This is a genomic window from Amycolatopsis sp. FU40 (assembly GCF_021903635.1).
GTDB classification, from domain to species: domain Bacteria; phylum Actinomycetota; class Actinomycetes; order Mycobacteriales; family Pseudonocardiaceae; genus Amycolatopsis; species Amycolatopsis dendrobii.
Window position 1 is genome coordinate 9,903,741 of the sequence record NZ_CP091381.1, and the last position, 17,725, is coordinate 9,921,465.

The 17,725-nt window shown below is 65.6% G+C and carries 12 protein-coding genes and 3 rRNA genes; 9 read left to right on the plus strand and 6 right to left on the minus strand.

All coding sequences use genetic code 11. The features are described from left to right. Positions 1 to 273 precede the first annotated feature (273 nt). From L3Q65_RS47095 to rrf, 3 genes are all read left to right on the plus strand, one after another. A 16S ribosomal RNA gene (locus tag L3Q65_RS47095) occupies positions 274 to 1,793 on the plus strand. 278 nt (positions 1,794 to 2,071) lie between these two features. Further along, positions 2,072 to 5,191, plus strand: a 23S ribosomal RNA gene (locus L3Q65_RS47100). Between the two features lie 84 nt (positions 5,192 to 5,275). Continuing rightward, positions 5,276 to 5,392 (plus strand): 5S ribosomal RNA (gene rrf, locus L3Q65_RS47105). Together the 16S, 23S and 5S rRNA genes form the textbook arrangement of a ribosomal RNA operon. Before the next feature lie 1,080 nt (positions 5,393 to 6,472). On the opposite strand, the gene L3Q65_RS47110 is transcribed toward rrf, so the two are convergent. From L3Q65_RS47110 to lipA, 4 genes are all read right to left on the minus strand, one after another. Then, the gene (locus L3Q65_RS47110) at positions 6,473 to 7,675 is read right to left on the minus strand and encodes an Ig-like domain-containing protein (RefSeq protein ID WP_182896953.1); all 1,203 of its coding nucleotides are present in this window, start codon (positions 7,673 to 7,675) and stop codon (positions 6,473 to 6,475) included. 117 nt (positions 7,676 to 7,792) lie between these two features. Then, positions 7,793 to 8,662 carry a patatin-like phospholipase family protein gene (locus L3Q65_RS47115; RefSeq protein ID WP_182896952.1) on the minus strand — a complete coding sequence of 290 codons (870 nt, stop codon included), beginning with the start codon at positions 8,660 to 8,662 and terminating at the stop codon, positions 7,793 to 7,795. Between the two features lie 57 nt (positions 8,663 to 8,719). Next, complete coding sequence (locus L3Q65_RS47120) at positions 8,720 to 9,397, minus strand: DedA family protein (protein ID WP_182896951.1); 678 nt, start codon at positions 9,395 to 9,397, stop codon at positions 8,720 to 8,722. A gap of 103 nt (positions 9,398 to 9,500) precedes the next feature. Beyond that, positions 9,501 to 10,502 (minus strand): lipoyl synthase, encoded by a 1,002-nt coding sequence (gene lipA, locus L3Q65_RS47125; protein ID WP_237598591.1) that lies wholly within the window; start codon positions 10,500 to 10,502, stop codon positions 9,501 to 9,503. Between the two features lie 127 nt (positions 10,503 to 10,629). On the opposite strand from lipA, the gene L3Q65_RS47130 reads away from it, so the two are divergent. From L3Q65_RS47130 to L3Q65_RS47145, 4 genes are read left to right on the plus strand one after another with little or no spacing between them, the layout of a single operon-like run. Further along, positions 10,630 to 11,538, plus strand: a complete 909-nt coding sequence (locus L3Q65_RS47130; RefSeq protein WP_237598592.1) for an ABC transporter ATP-binding protein — start codon at positions 10,630 to 10,632, stop codon at positions 11,536 to 11,538. Then, complete coding sequence (locus L3Q65_RS47135; RefSeq protein ID WP_237598593.1) at positions 11,535 to 12,308, plus strand: ABC transporter permease; 774 nt, start codon at positions 11,535 to 11,537, stop codon at positions 12,306 to 12,308. Before L3Q65_RS47130 ends, L3Q65_RS47135 begins: the two co-directional genes overlap by 4 nt. 34 nt (positions 12,309 to 12,342) lie before the next feature. Next, positions 12,343 to 13,038 (plus strand): response regulator transcription factor, encoded by a 696-nt coding sequence (locus L3Q65_RS47140; protein ID WP_237601021.1) that lies wholly within the window; start codon positions 12,343 to 12,345, stop codon positions 13,036 to 13,038. Positions 13,039 to 13,055: 17 nt separating this feature from the next. Next, positions 13,056 to 14,495, plus strand: coding sequence for a cell wall metabolism sensor histidine kinase WalK (locus tag L3Q65_RS47145; protein ID WP_237598594.1), 1,440 nt, complete (start codon positions 13,056 to 13,058; stop codon positions 14,493 to 14,495). Here the strand turns inward: L3Q65_RS47145 and L3Q65_RS47150 are convergent. Together L3Q65_RS47150 and L3Q65_RS47155 are read right to left on the minus strand one after the other, a co-directional pair. Further along, positions 14,476 to 15,420, minus strand: coding sequence for an oxidoreductase (locus L3Q65_RS47150; RefSeq protein WP_182896812.1), 945 nt, complete (start codon positions 15,418 to 15,420; stop codon positions 14,476 to 14,478). The two genes, L3Q65_RS47145 and L3Q65_RS47150, sit on opposite strands and share 20 nt — an antisense overlap. A gap of 19 nt (positions 15,421 to 15,439) precedes the next feature. Continuing rightward, the gene (locus L3Q65_RS47155; RefSeq protein ID WP_237598595.1) at positions 15,440 to 15,961 is read right to left on the minus strand and encodes a hypothetical protein; all 522 of its coding nucleotides are present in this window, start codon (positions 15,959 to 15,961) and stop codon (positions 15,440 to 15,442) included. Positions 15,962 to 16,093: 132 nt separating this feature from the next. On the opposite strand from L3Q65_RS47155, the gene L3Q65_RS47160 reads away from it, so the two are divergent. Both L3Q65_RS47160 and L3Q65_RS47165 read left to right on the plus strand, forming a co-directional pair. Next, positions 16,094 to 16,714 (plus strand): TetR/AcrR family transcriptional regulator, encoded by a 621-nt coding sequence (locus L3Q65_RS47160; RefSeq protein ID WP_182896814.1) that lies wholly within the window; start codon positions 16,094 to 16,096, stop codon positions 16,712 to 16,714. A 25-nt stretch (positions 16,715 to 16,739) separates the two neighbouring features. After that, positions 16,740 to 17,675 (plus strand): LLM class F420-dependent oxidoreductase, encoded by a 936-nt coding sequence (locus L3Q65_RS47165; RefSeq protein WP_182896815.1) that lies wholly within the window; start codon positions 16,740 to 16,742, stop codon positions 17,673 to 17,675. The last annotated feature ends 50 nt before the right edge of the window (positions 17,676 to 17,725 follow it).

Genomic DNA, 17,725 nt, shown 5'->3' on the forward strand with positions numbered 1-17,725 from the left:
GTAGTGGTAGAGTGGGTGGTCCCAAACCTTCGGAGCTGAACCAGCCCCCGACGAAGCCTCGAGCTTCCCAGGGTGTAGAGTTGGACTCCGGAAAAACAAAAGCTTGAAATAACGCATCGAGCTTGGCCTGGTTGATTCCGGGGCTGGTTCGGGGTGTGTTGCTTGAGAACTCAACAGTGTGCTAGTGAACTAAGCCAGTAGAGCTTATATGAAACCCCCTCGTCGGGGTTTCCTTTGAGAATGATTGAGAAGTAGTCTCGATCGAACTGTTCATTGTTGGAGAGTTTGATCCTGGCTCAGGACGAACGCTGGCGGCGTGCTTAACACATGCAAGTCGAACGCTGAACCGGTTTCGGCCGGGGATGAGTGGCGAACGGGTGAGTAACACGTGGGTAATCTGCCCTGTACTCTGGGATAAGCCTGGGAAACTGGGTCTAATACCGGATATGACCTTTCACCGCATGGTGGGGGGTGGAAAGTTCCGGCGGTATGGGATGAACCCGCGGCCTATCAGCTTGTTGGTGGGGTAATGGCCTACCAAGGCGACGACGGGTAGCCGGCCTGAGAGGGTGACCGGCCACACTGGGACTGAGACACGGCCCAGACTCCTACGGGAGGCAGCAGTGGGGAATATTGCACAATGGGCGCAAGCCTGATGCAGCGACGCCGCGTGAGGGATGACGGCCTTCGGGTTGTAAACCTCTTTCGCCAGGGACGAAGCGCAAGTGACGGTACCTGGATAAGAAGCACCGGCTAACTACGTGCCAGCAGCCGCGGTAATACGTAGGGTGCGAGCGTTGTCCGGAATTATTGGGCGTAAAGAGCTCGTAGGCGGTTTGTCGCGTCGGCTGTGAAATCTGGAGGCTTAACCTTCAGCGTGCAGTCGATACGGGCAGACTTGAGTTCGGCAGGGGAGACTGGAATTCCTGGTGTAGCGGTGAAATGCGCAGATATCAGGAGGAACACCGGTGGCGAAGGCGGGTCTCTGGGCCGATACTGACGCTGAGGAGCGAAAGCGTGGGGAGCGAACAGGATTAGATACCCTGGTAGTCCACGCTGTAAACGTTGGGCGCTAGGTGTGGGCGACATTCCACGTTGTCCGTGCCGTAGCTAACGCATTAAGCGCCCCGCCTGGGGAGTACGGCCGCAAGGCTAAAACTCAAAGGAATTGACGGGGGCCCGCACAAGCGGCGGAGCATGTGGATTAATTCGATGCAACGCGAAGAACCTTACCTGGGCTTGACATGCGCCAGACATCCCCAGAGATGGGGCTTCCCTTGTGGTTGGTGTACAGGTGGTGCATGGCTGTCGTCAGCTCGTGTCGTGAGATGTTGGGTTAAGTCCCGCAACGAGCGCAACCCTTATCCTACGTTGCCAGCGCGTCATGGCGGGGACTCGTGGGAGACTGCCGGGGTCAACTCGGAGGAAGGTGGGGATGACGTCAAGTCATCATGCCCCTTATGTCCAGGGCTTCACACATGCTACAATGGCTGGTACAGAGGGCTGCGATACCGCGAGGTGGAGCGAATCCCTTAAAGCCGGTCTCAGTTCGGATCGCAGTCTGCAACTCGACTGCGTGAAGTCGGAGTCGCTAGTAATCGCAGATCAGCAACGCTGCGGTGAATACGTTCCCGGGCCTTGTACACACCGCCCGTCACGTCATGAAAGTCGGTAACACCCGAAGCCCATGGCCCAACCCGCAAGGGAGGGAGTGGTCGAAGGTGGGACTGGCGATTGGGACGAAGTCGTAACAAGGTAGCCGTACCGGAAGGTGCGGCTGGATCACCTCCTTTCTAAGGAGCACAACACATCCCGGCCACGGTCGGGAGTGGCTGGAACTCAAGTGCCGAGTGTGTGCTTGTTCCGGTTGCTCAAGGAATTGTGGAACTACTGGTTATGGTCGCTTCTGGTAGGCAATGCCTCTTCTAGTACAGGTCCTTCGGGGCCGCGGAACGGGGAGCCGGCGTCTGGGGGAGCGGTTGTTCGCTGGCGCGCTGTTGGGTCCTGAGGCAACACACGTTGTTTCTGGTGTGGTGTTTGAGAACTGTAGAGTGGATGCGAGCATCTTTGTGGTCAAGTTGTTAAGGGCACATGGTGGATGTCTTGGCTTCAGGAGCCGATGAAGGACGTGGGAGGCTGCGATATGCCTCGGGGAGCTGTCAACCGAGCTGTGATCCGAGGATTTCCGAATGGGGAAACCCAGCACCAGTGATGTGGTGTTACCCGCCGGTGAATATATAGCCGGTGCGGAGGGAACGCGGGGAAGTGAAACATCTCAGTACCCGCAGGAAGAGAAAACAAAAGTGATTCCGTGAGTAGTGGCGAGCGAAAGCGGAAGAGGCTAAACCGTTTGCATGTCAAGCTGTCAGGCGTTGTGCAGGCGGTGTTGTGGGACCCACCTTGGAGAGACTGACATTTCTCCGGATGTACGCGATGGTTAGCGGAACGCCTTGGGACGGGCGGCCGGAGCGGGTGAGAGCCCCGTACGCGAAAGCTGTTGTCGTAGGTCTTGGTGGTGTTCCCGAGTAGCAGCGAGCTCGTGGAATTTGCTGTGAATCTGCCGGGACCACCCGGTAAGCCTAAATACTTCCTGGAGACCGATAGCGGACGAGTACCGTGAGGGAAAGATGAAAAGTACCCCGGGAGGGGAGTGAAAGAGTACCTGAAACCGTGTGCCTACAAGCCGTCAGAGCTCACTTGTTGGGTGATGGCGTGCCTTTTGAAGAATGAGCCTGCGAGTTAGTGCTGCGTGGCGAGGTTAACCCGGGTGGGGTAGCCGTAGCGAAAGCGAGTCTGAATAGGGCGATTGAGTCGCGTGGTCTAGACCCGAAGCGGAGTGATCTACCCATGGCCAGGGTGAAGCGACGGTAAGACGTCGTGGAGGCCCGAACCCACTTAGGTTGAAAACTGAGGGGATGAGCTGTGGGTAGGGGTGAAAGGCCAATCAAACTCCGTGATAGCTGGTTCTCCCCGAAATGCATTTAGGTGCAGCGTCGCGTGTTTCTTGCCGGGGGTAGAGCTACTGGATGGTCTAGGGGCCTTACCGGGTTACCGAAATCAACCAAACTCCGAATACCGGTTAGTGAGAGCGCGGCAGTGAGACGGCGGGGGATAAGCTTCGTCGTCGAGAGGGAAACAGCCCAGAACACCAGCTAAGGCCCCTAAGTGTGTGCTCAGTGGGAAAGGATGTGGGATTGCCCAGACAACCAGGAGGTTGGCTTAGAAGCAGCCACCCTTGAAAGAGTGCGTAATAGCTCACTGGTCAAGTGGTCCTGCGCCGACAATGTAGCGGGGCTTAAGCACACCGCCGAAGCTGTGTCATTCGCACAATAGATCGGTGATTCCTTCGGGGGTCATCCAGTCGTGTGGATGGGTAGGGGAGCGTCCTGCATCCAGGGAAGCGGCCGCGGAAGCGAGTCGTGGAGGGTGCGGGAGTGAGAATGCAGGCATGAGTAGCGAATGCAGAGTGAGAAACTCTGCCGCCGGATGACCAAGGGTTCCTGGGCCAGGCTAATCCGCCCAGGGTAAGTCGGGACCTAAGGCGAGGCCGACAGGCGTAGTCGATGGACAACGGGTTGATATTCCCGTACCCGAGCATGTGCGCCCATGGCGAGGCGGTTGACACTAACCACCCGAAGCCGCGGTTGAAGTCTTCGGACGGATTCCGTGTGTGGAGCGTGGGACCTGATTCCGTAGTAGTCAAGCGATGGGGTGACGCAGGAAGGTAGCTCCGCCAGGCGATGGTTGTCCTGGTGTAAGCGTGTAGGCCGTCATGTAGGCAAATCCGCATGGCACATAGGCTGAGACGTGATGCGTAGCCGTTTGAGGCGAAGTGGGTGATCCTATGCTGTCGAGAAAAGCCTCTAGTGAGTGCATGCACGGCCCGTACCCCAAACCAACACAGGTGGTCAGGTAGAGAATACCAAGGCGATCGGGTGAACTGTGGTTAAGGAACTCGGCAAAATGCCCCCGTAACTTCGGGAGAAGGGGGGCCAAGCATCTTGAAGTCCCGTGCGGACGGAGGGGTGGTTGGCCGCAGAGACCAGCGGAAAGCGACTGTTTACTAAAAACACAGGTCCATGCGAAGTCGCAAGACGATGTATATGGACTGACGCCTGCCCGGTGCTGGAACGTTAAGAGGACCGGTTAACTCACTTTGTGGGTGAAGCTGAGAATTTAAGCGCCAGTAAACGGCGGTGGTAACTATAACCATCCTAAGGTAGCGAAATTCCTTGTCGGGTAAGTTCCGACCTGCACGAATGGCGTAACGACTTTCCGGCTGTCTCGACCACAGGCCCGGCGAAATTGCATTACGAGTAAAGATGCTCGTTACGCGCGGCAGGACGGAAAGACCCCGGGACCTTTACTATAGTTTGGTATTGGTTTTCGGTTCGGCTTGTGTAGGATAGGTGGGAGACTGTGAAGCGCTCACGCTAGTGGGTGTGGAGTCGTTGTTGAAATACCACTCTGGTCGGATTGGGAATCTGAACCTCGGACCATGATCTGGTTCAGGGACAGTGCCTGATGGGTAGTTTAACTGGGGCGGTTGCCTCCTAAAGGGTAACGGAGGCGCCCAAAGGTTCCCTCAGCCTGGTTGGCAATCAGGTGTCGAGTGCAAGTGCACAAGGGAGCTTGACTGTGAGACAGACATGTCGAGCAGGGACGAAAGTCGGGACTAGTGATCCGGCACCTCCTGGTGGAAGGGGTGTCGCTCAACGGATAAAAGGTACCCCGGGGATAACAGGCTGATCTTGCCCAAGAGTCCATATCGACGGCATGGTTTGGCACCTCGATGTCGGCTCGTCGCATCCTGGGGCCGGAGTAGGTCCCAAGGGTTGGGCTGTTCGCCCATTAAAGCGGCACGCGAGCTGGGTTTAGAACGTCGTGAGACAGTTCGGTCCCTATCCGCCGCGCGCGCAGGATACTTGAGGAAGGCTGTCCCTAGTACGAGAGGACCGGGACGGACGGACCTCTGGTGTGCCAGTTGTCACGCCAGTGGCATGGCTGGTTGGCTATGTTCGGAAGGGATAACCGCTGAAGGCATCTAAGCGGGAAGCCTGTTCCAAGATGAGGTATCCCACCCCATGTGGGTTAAGGCCCCCAAGAGACGATTGGGTTGATAGGCCAGAAATGGAAGCACAGTAATGTGTTGTCGAGTTGACTGGTACTAATAGGCCGAGGACTTGCCCACAAAGATCGCTCGCATCCACTCTACGGTTCTGAAACACCACGCCGGCTGTCACTCATGTGGCGGGTGTGTGTTGTTTCGGAGTGTTTCGGTGGTTTTAGCGTCAGGGAAACGCCCGGTCCCATTCCGAACCCGGAAGCTAAGCCTGACTGCGCCGATGGTACTGCAACCGAAGGGTTGTGGGAGAGTAGGACACCGCCGAACTCAACCTGACAGTCTGGGCCCCGGTCGAGAACCCCCGTGGTTCTCCCGGGGCCCAGACTCATATCCGGACCCAAAACAAGGCCCGAACCCGTTACCGGGGTTCGGGCCTTCATCATGTCCAAGCTATTTCTGCGAGCCTTCCGGAGGCTGCCGCGGTGATGAGCTCACTGCCGCGCCGGTTGCTCGATGCGCCACAGCCGGAGCGAGCGGAACCTAGCCTGCAACGCCGGCGGCTGGGAAGGCGATGCGAGGAGAACGCATCCCGCAGCGGGCAAAAGTTGGGCGCGGAGATGGGACTCAGCCAGCAACGGGCGGGCACGTGGCGGTGGGCCGGAACCGAGTGGGGCGATCTCGCAGTCGGAGTTCCGGCAGTGGATCTATCGGGTGGCCCGGAGCAGCGGACCGTCGATCGGCGGCTGACAGAGCGAAGGGCTGTCCATCGCGGGGGTGGGACCTCGGCCTCGGCCCGCGCCTGGGTTCGAGCCAGGGGTCAGCTGGAGCGGCGTGGACTGGTTCATCCCCGGCCCTCAGCCGTTGGTGGGACAGTCCCCATGGACCACTCAGGTGCGAGCGGGGCGGCTGGAGGCCCCGTCAGCAGCGGGAATCAGCCGGCCGAGGGCGGGGTTCGTCTTTGCGGCAACGAGGCTTGGTCTTGGACCCGCATCGAACCTGGCTCTGGGCAGAGAAACCAGAATCAAGCGTCCGGCGCGAGCTCGTCTCCGCGGCAGCGAGGTTTGCACCTCTGCCCGCGTCGAGTGCGGCCTCGAGCGAGAAGAACAGAACCAGCCGTCTGGTACGAGCGCCGTGCCGCGGCAGCGAAGCCTTGGTCGTGGCCTTGTGCCGAGTCCGGGGTGGGGGTTGGCGCGAGCGGCCGATCCCGCGATAACCGGCGCAGTCCTGAGAACCGCGCCGAGGCAACCCGTCGCTCGCCGGAGGATCGGGCAAGGCGTCGCACCCGCTGCCGAGCCGGCGGTGAACCCGGGCATGCAAGAAGGGTGCCGGAGCACGAAGCTCCAGCACCCTTCTCTGTCGAACCGTTCAGCCGAATCCGGCCTCAACCCGCTCCAGCGAGCCGCTGGGTTACTTCAGGGCCGAGCCCTTCTGCCAGTCGGTCCAGGACTTGGACCAGTCGCCGTACAGGTCCCACACCGGCAGCTGCGGGCCGCCCGAGTTGGTGACTTCTACGACGTCTCCCAGGCCGAAGTTGTTGAAGAACCACTCCGCGTTGGCGGCGTTCAGGTTGATGCAGCCGTGCGAGACGTTGGAGCTGCCCTGTTGCCCGACGCTGTTCGGGTTCTCGTGGACGAACTCGCCGTCGTTCGAGATGCGTTCCGAGAACTTCTCGTTCGAGCGGTACGCCTTCGGGTCCGGCGGGCACACGCCGTACGTGCAGGAGTCCATCGTGTAGTTCGCCTGCTTGTCCGAGATGACGTGCGGGCCGAGATGGGTGGGGGTCGCGTCCTTGCCCATCGAGATCGGCATCGACTTCACCATCGAACCGTTGTGGAAGATCTGCATCTGTTCGCTGTTGCCGTCGGCTTTCGCGATCCACGAATCGTGCACCTTGTACGTTTCGGTGCGATCGTCCGCTCCGAACACGCCATTTCCGAAATCGACGCCGTAAATCTTCGCGTTGACCGTCAGCGTGGTGCCCGGCTTCCAGTATTCCTTCGGCCGGTAGTGGACGTTCTTGTCGTCCATCCAGTACCAGCTGCCGTCCTGCTTCGGCGAGGACTCGACCGTCAGCGCCTTCTCCACGGCGGCCTTGTTCTTCACCGCGACGCCGAAGCTGAACACGATCGGCTGGCCCACGCCGACGCCTGAGCTCTTCACCGCGTTCGGGGCCGGGATCAGGTTCGCGTTCGCCTGCTTCTTCGGCGACAGCGTGGTCACCTGGCCCTGCTGTTCGACGGATTTCCCGTCCGCGCCTTGGGCATGCGCCTTCACCTGGTACGTGCCGCCGTAGCCGAGGACCTCGGTGGTCGTCCAGCTGAGCTTGTCCGGAGAGAACTCGCCCGCGACGGTTTTGCCTTTGGCGCTCGTGACCGTGACGTCCGTGAGCTTCCCGTTCGCCGCCTTGACGACGATCGGCGTGCTCGGGCTGATCCCGGACGCGTTGGCCGGTTCGATCGACACCGACGCCGGTGTCGCGGTCTGGCTCGACCCGCCCGGCGCACCGGGCGTGCCAGCGTCGCTTCCGCCGTCCCCGGAGGAACAGGCGGAAAGCAGCACGGTCGCCGCGAGAATTCCGGCGAGCGGAAAAAATGTCTTCTTCGGGAACATTATGTCTCTTTTGTGAGGGTCCAGGACCGGCAGGTTCAACTGCAAAACTACGCGATCGGAAAGACGCCCCGACCAACGGATCGGTGCATTGGGGTGACGCGGATCACGATCGCGAATTCAGGGGCGCAGCAATCCGGGCGCTCCGTACAAGCCGGGGCCGTCGACGGTCAGTTCTTTCAGGTGCTCCCGGGCGGAGTGGTAGGCCTGCGACGCCAGATCGTCCGTACGCGAGAAGTCCAGCGGGCTCACCTGAACCGGAGCCGGACCCGGCAGGTAGACGACCGGCGCCGTCCGGGCGGCGACCGGTGCTTCCAGCACGGCCTGGTTGCGCATGCTGATCATCGCGGTGAACATCATCACCTCGGCGAACGTCCGCGGCGCGCCGGGCATTTTGCCGGGGAACGCGCAGTCCAGGACGACCAGCGACTTCGCGCCCATGCGCAACGCCTGCCGCATCGGGACGTTGGCGACCAGGCCGCCGTCGTAGAGAAGGCGGTCCTCGTACGGCACCGGCGGATAGATGCCGGGGATCGCGCAACTCGCCAGGAGCGGCGCTTGCAGCGGGCCGGAGGTGAGCAGGACCGGCTCGGCGGTGTCGACGTCGGTGGTGACGACGCCCAGTGGCATCGCCAGGTCCTCGAACCGGCGGCCGGCGCCGAGGTGGTCGTCGATGATCTTGGCGAGGCCGGTGTTCGGGAACAGATGGGTCTTGCTGTGCCGGAGCGTCCGGACCTGGCTGAGCACGCCGCCGGGGAAGGCCTCGGCTTTCGTCATGTGCGCCCAGATGTCGCGGAGCCGCCGGAGCCGGTCGTCGCCCGCCAAGGCGAGCACCGCGGCGTTCAGCGAGCCGACGGACGTGCCGACCGCCAGGTCGGGTGTGATGCCCGCTTCGTCGAGGGCTTGTAGCATGCCCACCTGCAGCGCGCCGAGGCTGCCGCCTCCGCCGAGGACGAACGCGACCGGCTTCGGGAGGTCTAGTGCCTGCATACGGTCGAATCTAATCAGCCGGACGGCTCCCGGGCGGGTGACTTCTGGTGAGCTCGGTCAATTGCCAGTGCGGACGGGCTCCTCCGGTTGCTCGTCCGGCGAAGCGGCGGAACCGGCGATGCCCAGCGCCTTGCGTTTCTTCATGCGCAGCAAAAAGAACACCAGCACCCCGATCACCAGCGCGGCCACCACGAGGAATCCGGTGTTCATGGCGCTCTCGACCTGTTTGGCCGCTTCGCCGAGCGCGGCGCCGAGGCTGATGTGCACGAGCGACCAGCAGAACGCGCCGGCGGCGGTCGCGGGGAGGAACTTGCGGAACGGCAGGTTCGACGCTCCCGCGGCGGCCGGCGTCAAGGTGCGCAGCACCGGCAGGAACCGCGCGAAGAACACCGCCCACGCGCCCCGGCGTTCGAGGACGCCGGTGGCCTTGTCCCAGGCGTCCAGTCCGTATTTGCGGATGAGCTTCGTCTCCCGCAGCCGCGGCCCGAACTTCCGGCCGAGGGCGTAGCCGATCGAATCGCCCAGCGCCGCGCAGACGGTGACGACCGCCCACAGCGTCAGGAAGCGGGGCACGGACGTCGCCGTGGTCGCCGCGATCAGCAGGCCCGATTCGCCCGGGGCGATGAAGCCGAGGCCGATCGTGCACTCGGCCAGTACGAGCCCGCCTGCCGCCGCGACGAGACCCGGCTGGGGGAGCGCTTGCAACCAGTCGAGGATGTCCGTTACTAAAGCCACACCATCACTTTACTGATTCTTGGGAATTGCGTGCCACGTCCGGGTGACCTGGAGACGAATAAGGGGCCCCGGTGCGTAACCGGGGCCCCTCGTCGGTACGGGTTCAGCGGGTCAGCAGGCTGCTGGCTTCTTGGGCTGCCGGTCCTTCGGCGGTGAGGTGGGCGAGGTTTTCCGGCAGTTCCTCGCCGCGGTGGGCCTTGGTCTGGGCGTACAACCGGCCCGCGCGATACGACGACCGCACCAGCGGCCCCGCCATCACACCCGGGAACCCGATCGCCTCAGCGGTTTTCGCGTGCTCCACGAACTCTTCCGGCTTGACCCACCGGTCGACCGGGTGATGCCTCGGCGAGGGCCGCAGGTACTGGGTGATCGTGATGATCTCGCAGCCCGCGTCGAACAGATCCTGCAACGCGACGCCGACCTCGTCCGGAGTCTCCCCCATCCCGAGGATCAGGTTCGACTTCGTCACCAACCCCGCCGCACGCGCCTGCGTGATCACATCCAGCGAACGCGCGTACCGGAACCCGGGCCGGATCCGCTTGAAAATCCGCGGCACCGTCTCCACATTGTGCGCCAGCACCTCCGGCCGCGACCCGAACACCTCGGCCAACTGCTCCGGCTCCGCGTTGAAGTCCGGGATCAGCAACTCCACACCCGTGCCCGGGTTCAACGCGTGAATCTGCCGCACCGTCTCCGCGTACAGCCACGCACCGCCATCGGCCAGATCGTCCCGGGCCACACCGGTGATCGTCGAATACCGCAGGCCCATCGCCTGCACGCTCTCAGCGACCTTCCGCGGCTCCGTCCGATCCAGCTCGGCGGGCTTGCCCGTGTCGATCTGGCAGAAATCACACCGCCGCGTGCACTGATCACCACCGATCAAGAACGTCGCCTCACGGTCCTCCCAGCACTCGTAAATGTTGGGACAACCCGCCTCTTCACACACCGTGTGCAGACCCTCGCGCTTCACCAAACCCTTCAGCTCAGTGAACTCCGGCCCCATCCGCACCCGCGTCTTAATCCACGACGGCTTCTTCTCAATCGGCGTCTCACTGTTGCGCACCTCAAGCCGCAACAACTTCCGCCCCTCCGGTGCAGCACTCACGATCTCCACCCTACGCCGAGGTTTTCCTGTGAACGGGACCCAATCCACCCCGTGGACGGCCGGAACGCACAGGGTTCTCCCAGAAGCTCAGCGGATTCGCCCGGAAGGGCCCGGCACGCTCGCCGGCATGACAGCGATCGAAGTACGCGGGCTCACGAAACGGTACGGGCCCGACACCGTGGTGGACGATCTGTCGTTCACCGTCGAGCCCGGGCAGGTCACCGGGTTCCTCGGGCCGAACGGGGCGGGCAAGTCCACGACGCTGAAGATGATCACCGGACTCGCCGCCCCGACCCGCGGATCGGTGACGATCGGCGGACGGCGCTACCGGGACCTCGAAGTGCCGCTCACGGAGGTCGGCGCGCTGCTCGACGCGGGCGCCGTGCACGGGGCCCGCAAGGCACGAGACCACCTTCTCGCGCTCGCGGCCAGCAACCGGCTGCCCCTGAGCAGGGTCGGCGACGTGCTCGCCCGCACCGGTCTGGAGAGCGTGGCCGGGCGGAGGGCAGGCGGGTTTTCGCTCGGGATGCGGCAGCGGCTCGGCATCGCGGCCGCGCTGCTCGGCGACCCCCGGGTGCTGATCTTCGACGAACCGGTGAACGGCCTCGACCCCGAGGGCATCCGCTGGATCAGGGACTTCATGCGCTCGCTCGCCCGTGACGGCCGCGCGGTGCTGGTGTCCAGCCATCTCATGAGCGAGATGGCGCAGACCGCCGACCGGCTGGTCGTCATCGGCAGGGGAAAGCTGCTCGCCGATACCGCGACTGCCGAACTGGCTGGTCAGACGGGCACGGTGCTCGTCCGCGCCGCTGATCCGGACGGGTTCGCCCGCCATCTGCTCGCCGCCGGAGCCACCGTGCGGGACGGCGCCGGGCGCGCGCTGGTCGTTTCCGGCCTGACCAGCGACGAGATCGGAAAACTGGCTGCGTACCACGGGGTCGCTCTTGGGGAGCTCACGCCGCAGCGGGTTTCGCTCGAGGACGCGTTCCTCGCGCTCACCGAGGACAGCATCGAGTACCAAGGGGTCGCCGCATGATGGTCTCCGGCACGCTCCGGTCGGAGTGGATCAAGCTCCGCAGCCTGCGTTCCACCTGGTACACCGTGGCGAGCCTGTTCGCCGCCGGGCTCGGTATCACCGCGCTCGCGACCGCTTCGGCGGGCGCCGAGTACGCCAAGGCGACGGCCGCGGAACGCGCGGCTTGGGATCCGACCAGCCTCAGCTTGAAGTCCTTTATCGTCGCGCAGCTGATCATCGGGGTGCTGGGCGTCCTCATCGTCACGTCCGAATACGCGACCGGGTTGATCCAGATGTCGCTCACGGCGACTCCTCGGCGGTCTCGGTTGCTGGCGGCGAAGGTGGCGCTCGCCGCAGCGGTCGCTGTCGTGGCCGGGCAGATGTTGATGTTCGCTGCTTTCCTGATCGGGCAAGGGTTTCTCGCCGGGCAGCAGTTGCCGCACGTGAGCCTCGGCGACCCTGGCGTGTTCGGCGCGGTGGTGGGCGGCGGGCTGTATCTCGCCGCGATCGCGTTGCTCGCGGTCGGCCTCGGCACGCTGATCCGGGCGACCGCGGGTGCGCTGGCCGCGCTGGTCGGGATCGTGCTGCTGGTGCCCGCGGTAGCCGACCTTTTCCCGGCCTGGATGCAGTGGCTGTTCACCTTCTGGCCGTCCAAGGGCGCGGCGGCGATCTTCTCCGTCAAGCTCGATCCGGCGTACCCGAATCCGTGGCTCAACCTCGCCGGTCTCTACGTCGGCGTGGCCGTGGTGCTGGCTGTCGCGTTCGCGGCATTCCGCAGGCGGGACGTGTGACCGTGGTCTCCGTACGCTGGCGTTCATGGCAGGGATGACGCCCGCTCGGCTGCTGGTGGTCGACGACGAGGCCACCGTGCGGCAGCTGTTGTCCGCGGCGCTGCGGTTCGCCGGGTTCGAGGTGAGTTCCGCGGCGACTGCGGGCGAGGCAGTCACTTCCGCTGCTGAGGAGCCGCCTGACCTGGTGCTTCTCGATGTGATGCTGCCGGACGCGGACGGTTTCGAGGTTGCCCGGCGCTTGCGCGAACGGCATCGGCCCGGCCACAGCGGGCCGGTGCCGGTGCTCTTCCTCACCGCCCGCGACCGGCAGGCGGACAAGGTCGCCGGACTGTCCCTGGGCGCCGACGACTACGTGACCAAGCCGTTCGATCTGGAGGAGCTGATCGCGCGGATCCACGCGATCCTCCGGCGCACGCAAGGACATCAGGTGGTGGTGACGGTGGGCGAACTGGTGCTCGACGCGGAAGGCCACCAGGTGACGCGGGCCGGGCAGCCGGTCCGCGTCTCGGCCACCGAGTTCCGGCTGTTGCGGTACCTGATGGAGAACGCCGGGCGCGTGGTGTCGAAAGCGCAGATCCTCGACCGGGTGTGGCAGTACGACTTCGGCGGCGACGCCAGCATCGTCGACACTTACATCTCCTACTTGCGGCGCAAGGTCGACACTGGCGAGCCCAAGCTGATCCACACCGTGCACGGCGTCGGGTACGTGATTCGGGAACCGCGGCGGTGAGGCATCCGCTGCGCCGGATGTCGTTGCGCACCCGGCTTCTGCTGATCACGGCGGGTCTGCTGCTGGCGGGGCTCACGCTGATCAGCGCGGTCGTCTCGGACAGCCTGGAGCGCTATCAGCTCGACCGGATCGACACGCAGCTGCGCGGTTTCACCGAGCTGATCGCGCGCGTGCCGTCCGGCGGGCTGCCCGCGGGCGACCCCCGGACGTCGGTGCTGGACCCGGCGCTGGACCTGATCGGCGCCCCGTATGTGGTTTATCTGGGCGCGAACGGCGCGGTGACCGGCGGGATCCATTCCTCGCGGCTGGCGGCGGAAACCCTGCCCCCGCCCGAGGATCTGCGGTCGATCCCGGTGCACGGCCCGCCCGTCGACCTGCGGGCCGCGAACGGTTCGGAACGCTGGCGTGCGGTCGCGGCTCCGGCTCCGGGCGGGACGGTGATCGCGGCGGCTCCGCTCGCCGAGGCGGACGCCCTGATCTCCCGGCTGCGGATCAGCAGCGTCGTCACCGGCTCCGTGCTGCTCGTGCTGCTGACCGGGGCCGGCTGGTTCGCGCTCCGCGGCGGGCTGCGTCCGTTGCGCCGGATCGAGCACACCGCGGCGGCGATCGCGGGCGGCGACCTCAGCCGCCGAGTGCCCGGGATCGCCGCGCCGGGAACGGAAATCGGCCGTTTGGCGGGGTCGCTCAACACCATGCTCGGACAGCTGGAGCGCGCCTTCGCCGACCGGACGGCCTCCGAGACGCGGATGCGGACCTTCGTCGCGGACGTGAGCCACGAACTGCGCACACCGCTTTTCGGGATCAAGGGCACCGCCGAGCTGTACCGGATGGGCGCGCTGCCGGAACAGTCCGATGTGGACGAAGCCATGCACCGGATCGACCGGGAAGCGGTCCGGCTGGCCGCGCTCACCGAGGACCTGCTTTTGCTTGCCCAGCTTGACGAAGCGCCGGAAGCGCAGCTCGATCGCGCGCCGATGGACCTGCGCACGCTCGCCGGGGACGCCCGGCACTCGTTGCGTGCGCTCGATCCGTCGCGTCCGGTCGAGTTGACCGGCCCCGGCGGCGAGGGCGGGCCTGGACCGGCACCGGTGAACGCCGACGAGGCGCGGTTGCGGCAGGTCGTCACGAACCTCGTCGGCAATGCTGCCGCGCACACTCCGCCGGGGACGGCGGTTCGCGTCGGGGTCGGGACGGTGGGCGGCCGGGCGGTGCTGGAGGTGGCCGACGAAGGCCCGGGAATGACCGCGGCGCAAGCGAAACGCGTGTTCGACCGGTTCTATCGCGCGGACCGTTCGCGGGCGAGGACGCCGGGTGCGGACGCGGGTCTCGGGCTTGCGATCGCCCGGTCGCTGACGCGGGCGCACGATGGCGAGCTCGAACTGGAGACCGCGGCGGGGGAGGGCGCGTGTTTCCGGATGGTGTTGCCGCTGCTGGAGTTCAGCGCGGATCGGGAGTGATGCCGGTCAGCTCGGCGGTCAGTTCCCACAGCGCGGTCCCGGCTTCCGGATTCCGGGCCGGAGCAAGGGTGCGCACCTTCGCCGGACGGCCGCGGACGGCGAAGAGCGGTCCGAGGTAGTCGCCGCCTTCGACGTCCGGGGCGGTCGCGGCGTACAGCTGCGGCAGCGCGCCGCGTTCGACGCGTTGGGCCAGCAGCATTCCGCCGAGCTTGCCGATTTCCCGGAGGGCGGTGCGGAGCACGGGATTCCGGTACGAGCTGGCCATGTTCGTGGTCAGGCCGGTCGCGCTGTAGCCGGGATGCGCGAGCACGCTCAGCACCGTGGAGTCCGCCGCGCGGAGGCGTCGGTCCAGTTCGATGCCGAAGGTTTGGTTCGACAGTTTCGCCTGGCCGTACGCGGCTGCCGCGCGGTACGGGCGGCGTTCGGCGTTCGGGTCGTCCAAGTGCAGGTGCGCGCCGACGGCGGCGACGCTGGACAGCGTGACGACGCGGCCCGCCGGTGCGCCGCGCAGGGCGGGCATCAGCAGCCAAGTAAGCGCGGCGTGTCCGAGGTGGTTCGTGCCGAATTGCAGTTCGAAGCCGTCCGCGGTGCGGCCTTGTGCGGTGGCCATGACACCGGCGTTGTTCATCAGCACGTCCAGCGCGTCGCCGGTGAGTTCGCGCACCTTGGCGGCAGCCTCGCGGACGGACGCCAGATCGGCGAGGTCCAGCTGGACGAGTTCGGGTTTGGCGCCCGAAGCCGCGGCGCGGACCCGGGCGAGCGCGGTTTCGCCGCGTTCCGGCGAACGGCAGCCGAGCAGCACGCGGGCGCCGTGCGCGGACAGGACTTCCGCCGAACGCAGGCCGAGGCCGGAATTCGCTCCGGTGATCAGGACGGTCCGGCCGCTCTGGTCGGGGATCCGGGCCTCGGTCCAGCGTTCGTTCATCGGGCCAGCTAACTACACGTCACGCGCTCGGCGCGAGCAGGCGCATCAGATGCCCGACCGGGCCGCGCCTGCGGACCGGGCCGGTGTCGCCGGCGCGCATGAGCGCGTCGAGCGTCCGCCCGACCTTGACGATCTCGTCGGCGGGCTCGTCCGGTTCGGCGAGGCCCGCGGTGAGCGCCAGCATGTGCAGTTCGGTGCGGTGCAGCGGTTCCAGCGCGGGGCAGCGCTCCAGGGCGCCGTCCAGTGCCGCACGAAGGTCTTCGTGGTCGTGCTGCGCCTGCCGCCACGCGCGGGTGACGGCGTCGACCTGGTCGCCGGGAAGGTCCGCCTCGTCGGGATCGGCGAACTCGGCGCGCAGGTAGCCGCTGAGCAGCTGCGTCCACTTGTACTGCAGTGCCAGCAACAGGTTTTCTTCGGTGCCGAACTCTTCGGCGGCACCCGGGATTTCGGCCAGCGACAGCGGTGCTCGCGGTGCACGCCGCGCCTGGCGGACAGCGGCATCGAGGATCTCTCGCCGCCGGTAGAAGTCGGTCCAGCTCATGGTGTGGCTCCCCTTCCGTGACCCGGGTCATACTGCCGGTCTGCGGCATACTCCCGGTACGGACCTGACGCAGCCAACATACCACGGGTATGGTCCGTCGGGTCCCGGCGTAAGGTTGTGAGCGTGCCGACAATGAGGTCCCGACGACTCGACTACTCCGAGTCGACCCGATCCGCCCTGGTCGACAGCGCGGTCGAACTGTTCACGAAACGCGGATACGCGGGCACCTCGCTCGACGAGGTGGCCAAACGCGCCCGCGTCACGAAAGGCGCGCTGTACCACCATTTCAGCGGGAAGCAGGCGCTCTTCGAGGCCGCGTTCGAACAGGTCGAAAGCCTGGTCTACGACCGGCTGCAGAAGATCATGACCGGCGACGGCGAGCCGTGGGAGCGCGCGATGGGCGGGCTGCAGGCGTTCATCCGCAGCTGCCTCGACCCCTCGTATCAGCGGATCGCCATCCACGAGGGACCGGTCGTGATGGGCTGGGAACGCTGGCGCGAGGCCGAGGAGCAGTCCAGCTTCGGGCTCGTGCGGTCCGGGCTGCAGTTGCTCGTCGACGCGGGCGAGGTGGAGCCGGTGCCGGTCGACCTCACCGCGCGGCTGCTGTTCGGCGCGCTGTCGAGCGCGGCCACCGAGATCGCCGGCGCGGCCGATCCGAAGAAGGTCGGCGCCGAGATCGAGGACGTCATCACGCGGATGCTGTCGCGGTTGCGCCGTCCCGCGGGCGACCAGGAGCGGCCCGCCGCGGGCTGATCGATCCGCCGTTAGGCTGGCGGACATGGACTTGAGGATCTTCACCGAACCCCAGCAGGGGGCGAGCTACGACGACCTGCTGCGGGTCGCGCGGACCACCGAAGCCGCGGGTTACGACGCCTTCTTCCGCAGCGACCACTACCTCAAGATGGGCAGCGCGGACGGTCTTCCCGGGCCGACCGACGCGTGGATCACCCTCGCCGGCCTCGCCCGCGAGACCGAGCGGGTCCGGCTCGGCACGCTCGTCACCGCGGCCACCTTCCGCCACCCCGGCCCGCTCGCGATCTCGGTCGCGCAGGTGGACCAGATGTCCGGCGGGCGCGTGGAATTCGGCATCGGCACCGGCTGGTACGACGACGAGCACACCGCCTACGGCCTCACCCTGCCGCCGCTCAAGGAGCGTTTCGACCGCTACGCCGAGCAGCTCGCGGTGATCACCGGCCTGTGGAAGACCCCGGCGGGCGAGACGTTCTCCTACTCCGGCGACTACTACACGCTCGCCGACTCGCCCGCGCTGCCGAAGCCCGCGCAGTCGCCCGCGCCGCCGGTGATCATCGGCGGCGGCGGCAAGAAGCGCACCCCGGCGCTGGCCGCGCAATACGCCGACGAGTTCAACCTGCCGTTCGTGGACGCCGAAACCGCGCTCGCGCAGTTCGAGCGCGTCGACGCGGCGGCGAAGGCGATCGGCCGCGACCCCAAGGAGATCCTGCGTTCGGTCGCGCTCGTGCTCGCGGCGGGCCGGGACGAGGCCGAGGTCGCGCGCCGGGCGGCCGCGATCGGCCGGGAGACCGACGAACTGCGGGCCAACGGCCTGGCCGGGACCGCGGCGGAGATCGTGGACCGGATCGGGCAGTGGCGGGAGAAGACCGGGATCACCCGGCTGTACTTGCAGGTGCTCGACCTGTCCGACCTCGACCACATCGAGTTCGTGGCCTCCGAGGTCGCCCCGCAGCTGGACTGAAAAGCCGTGAAGGACTCCTTGCGGGAATCAGATTCCCGCAAGGAGTCCTT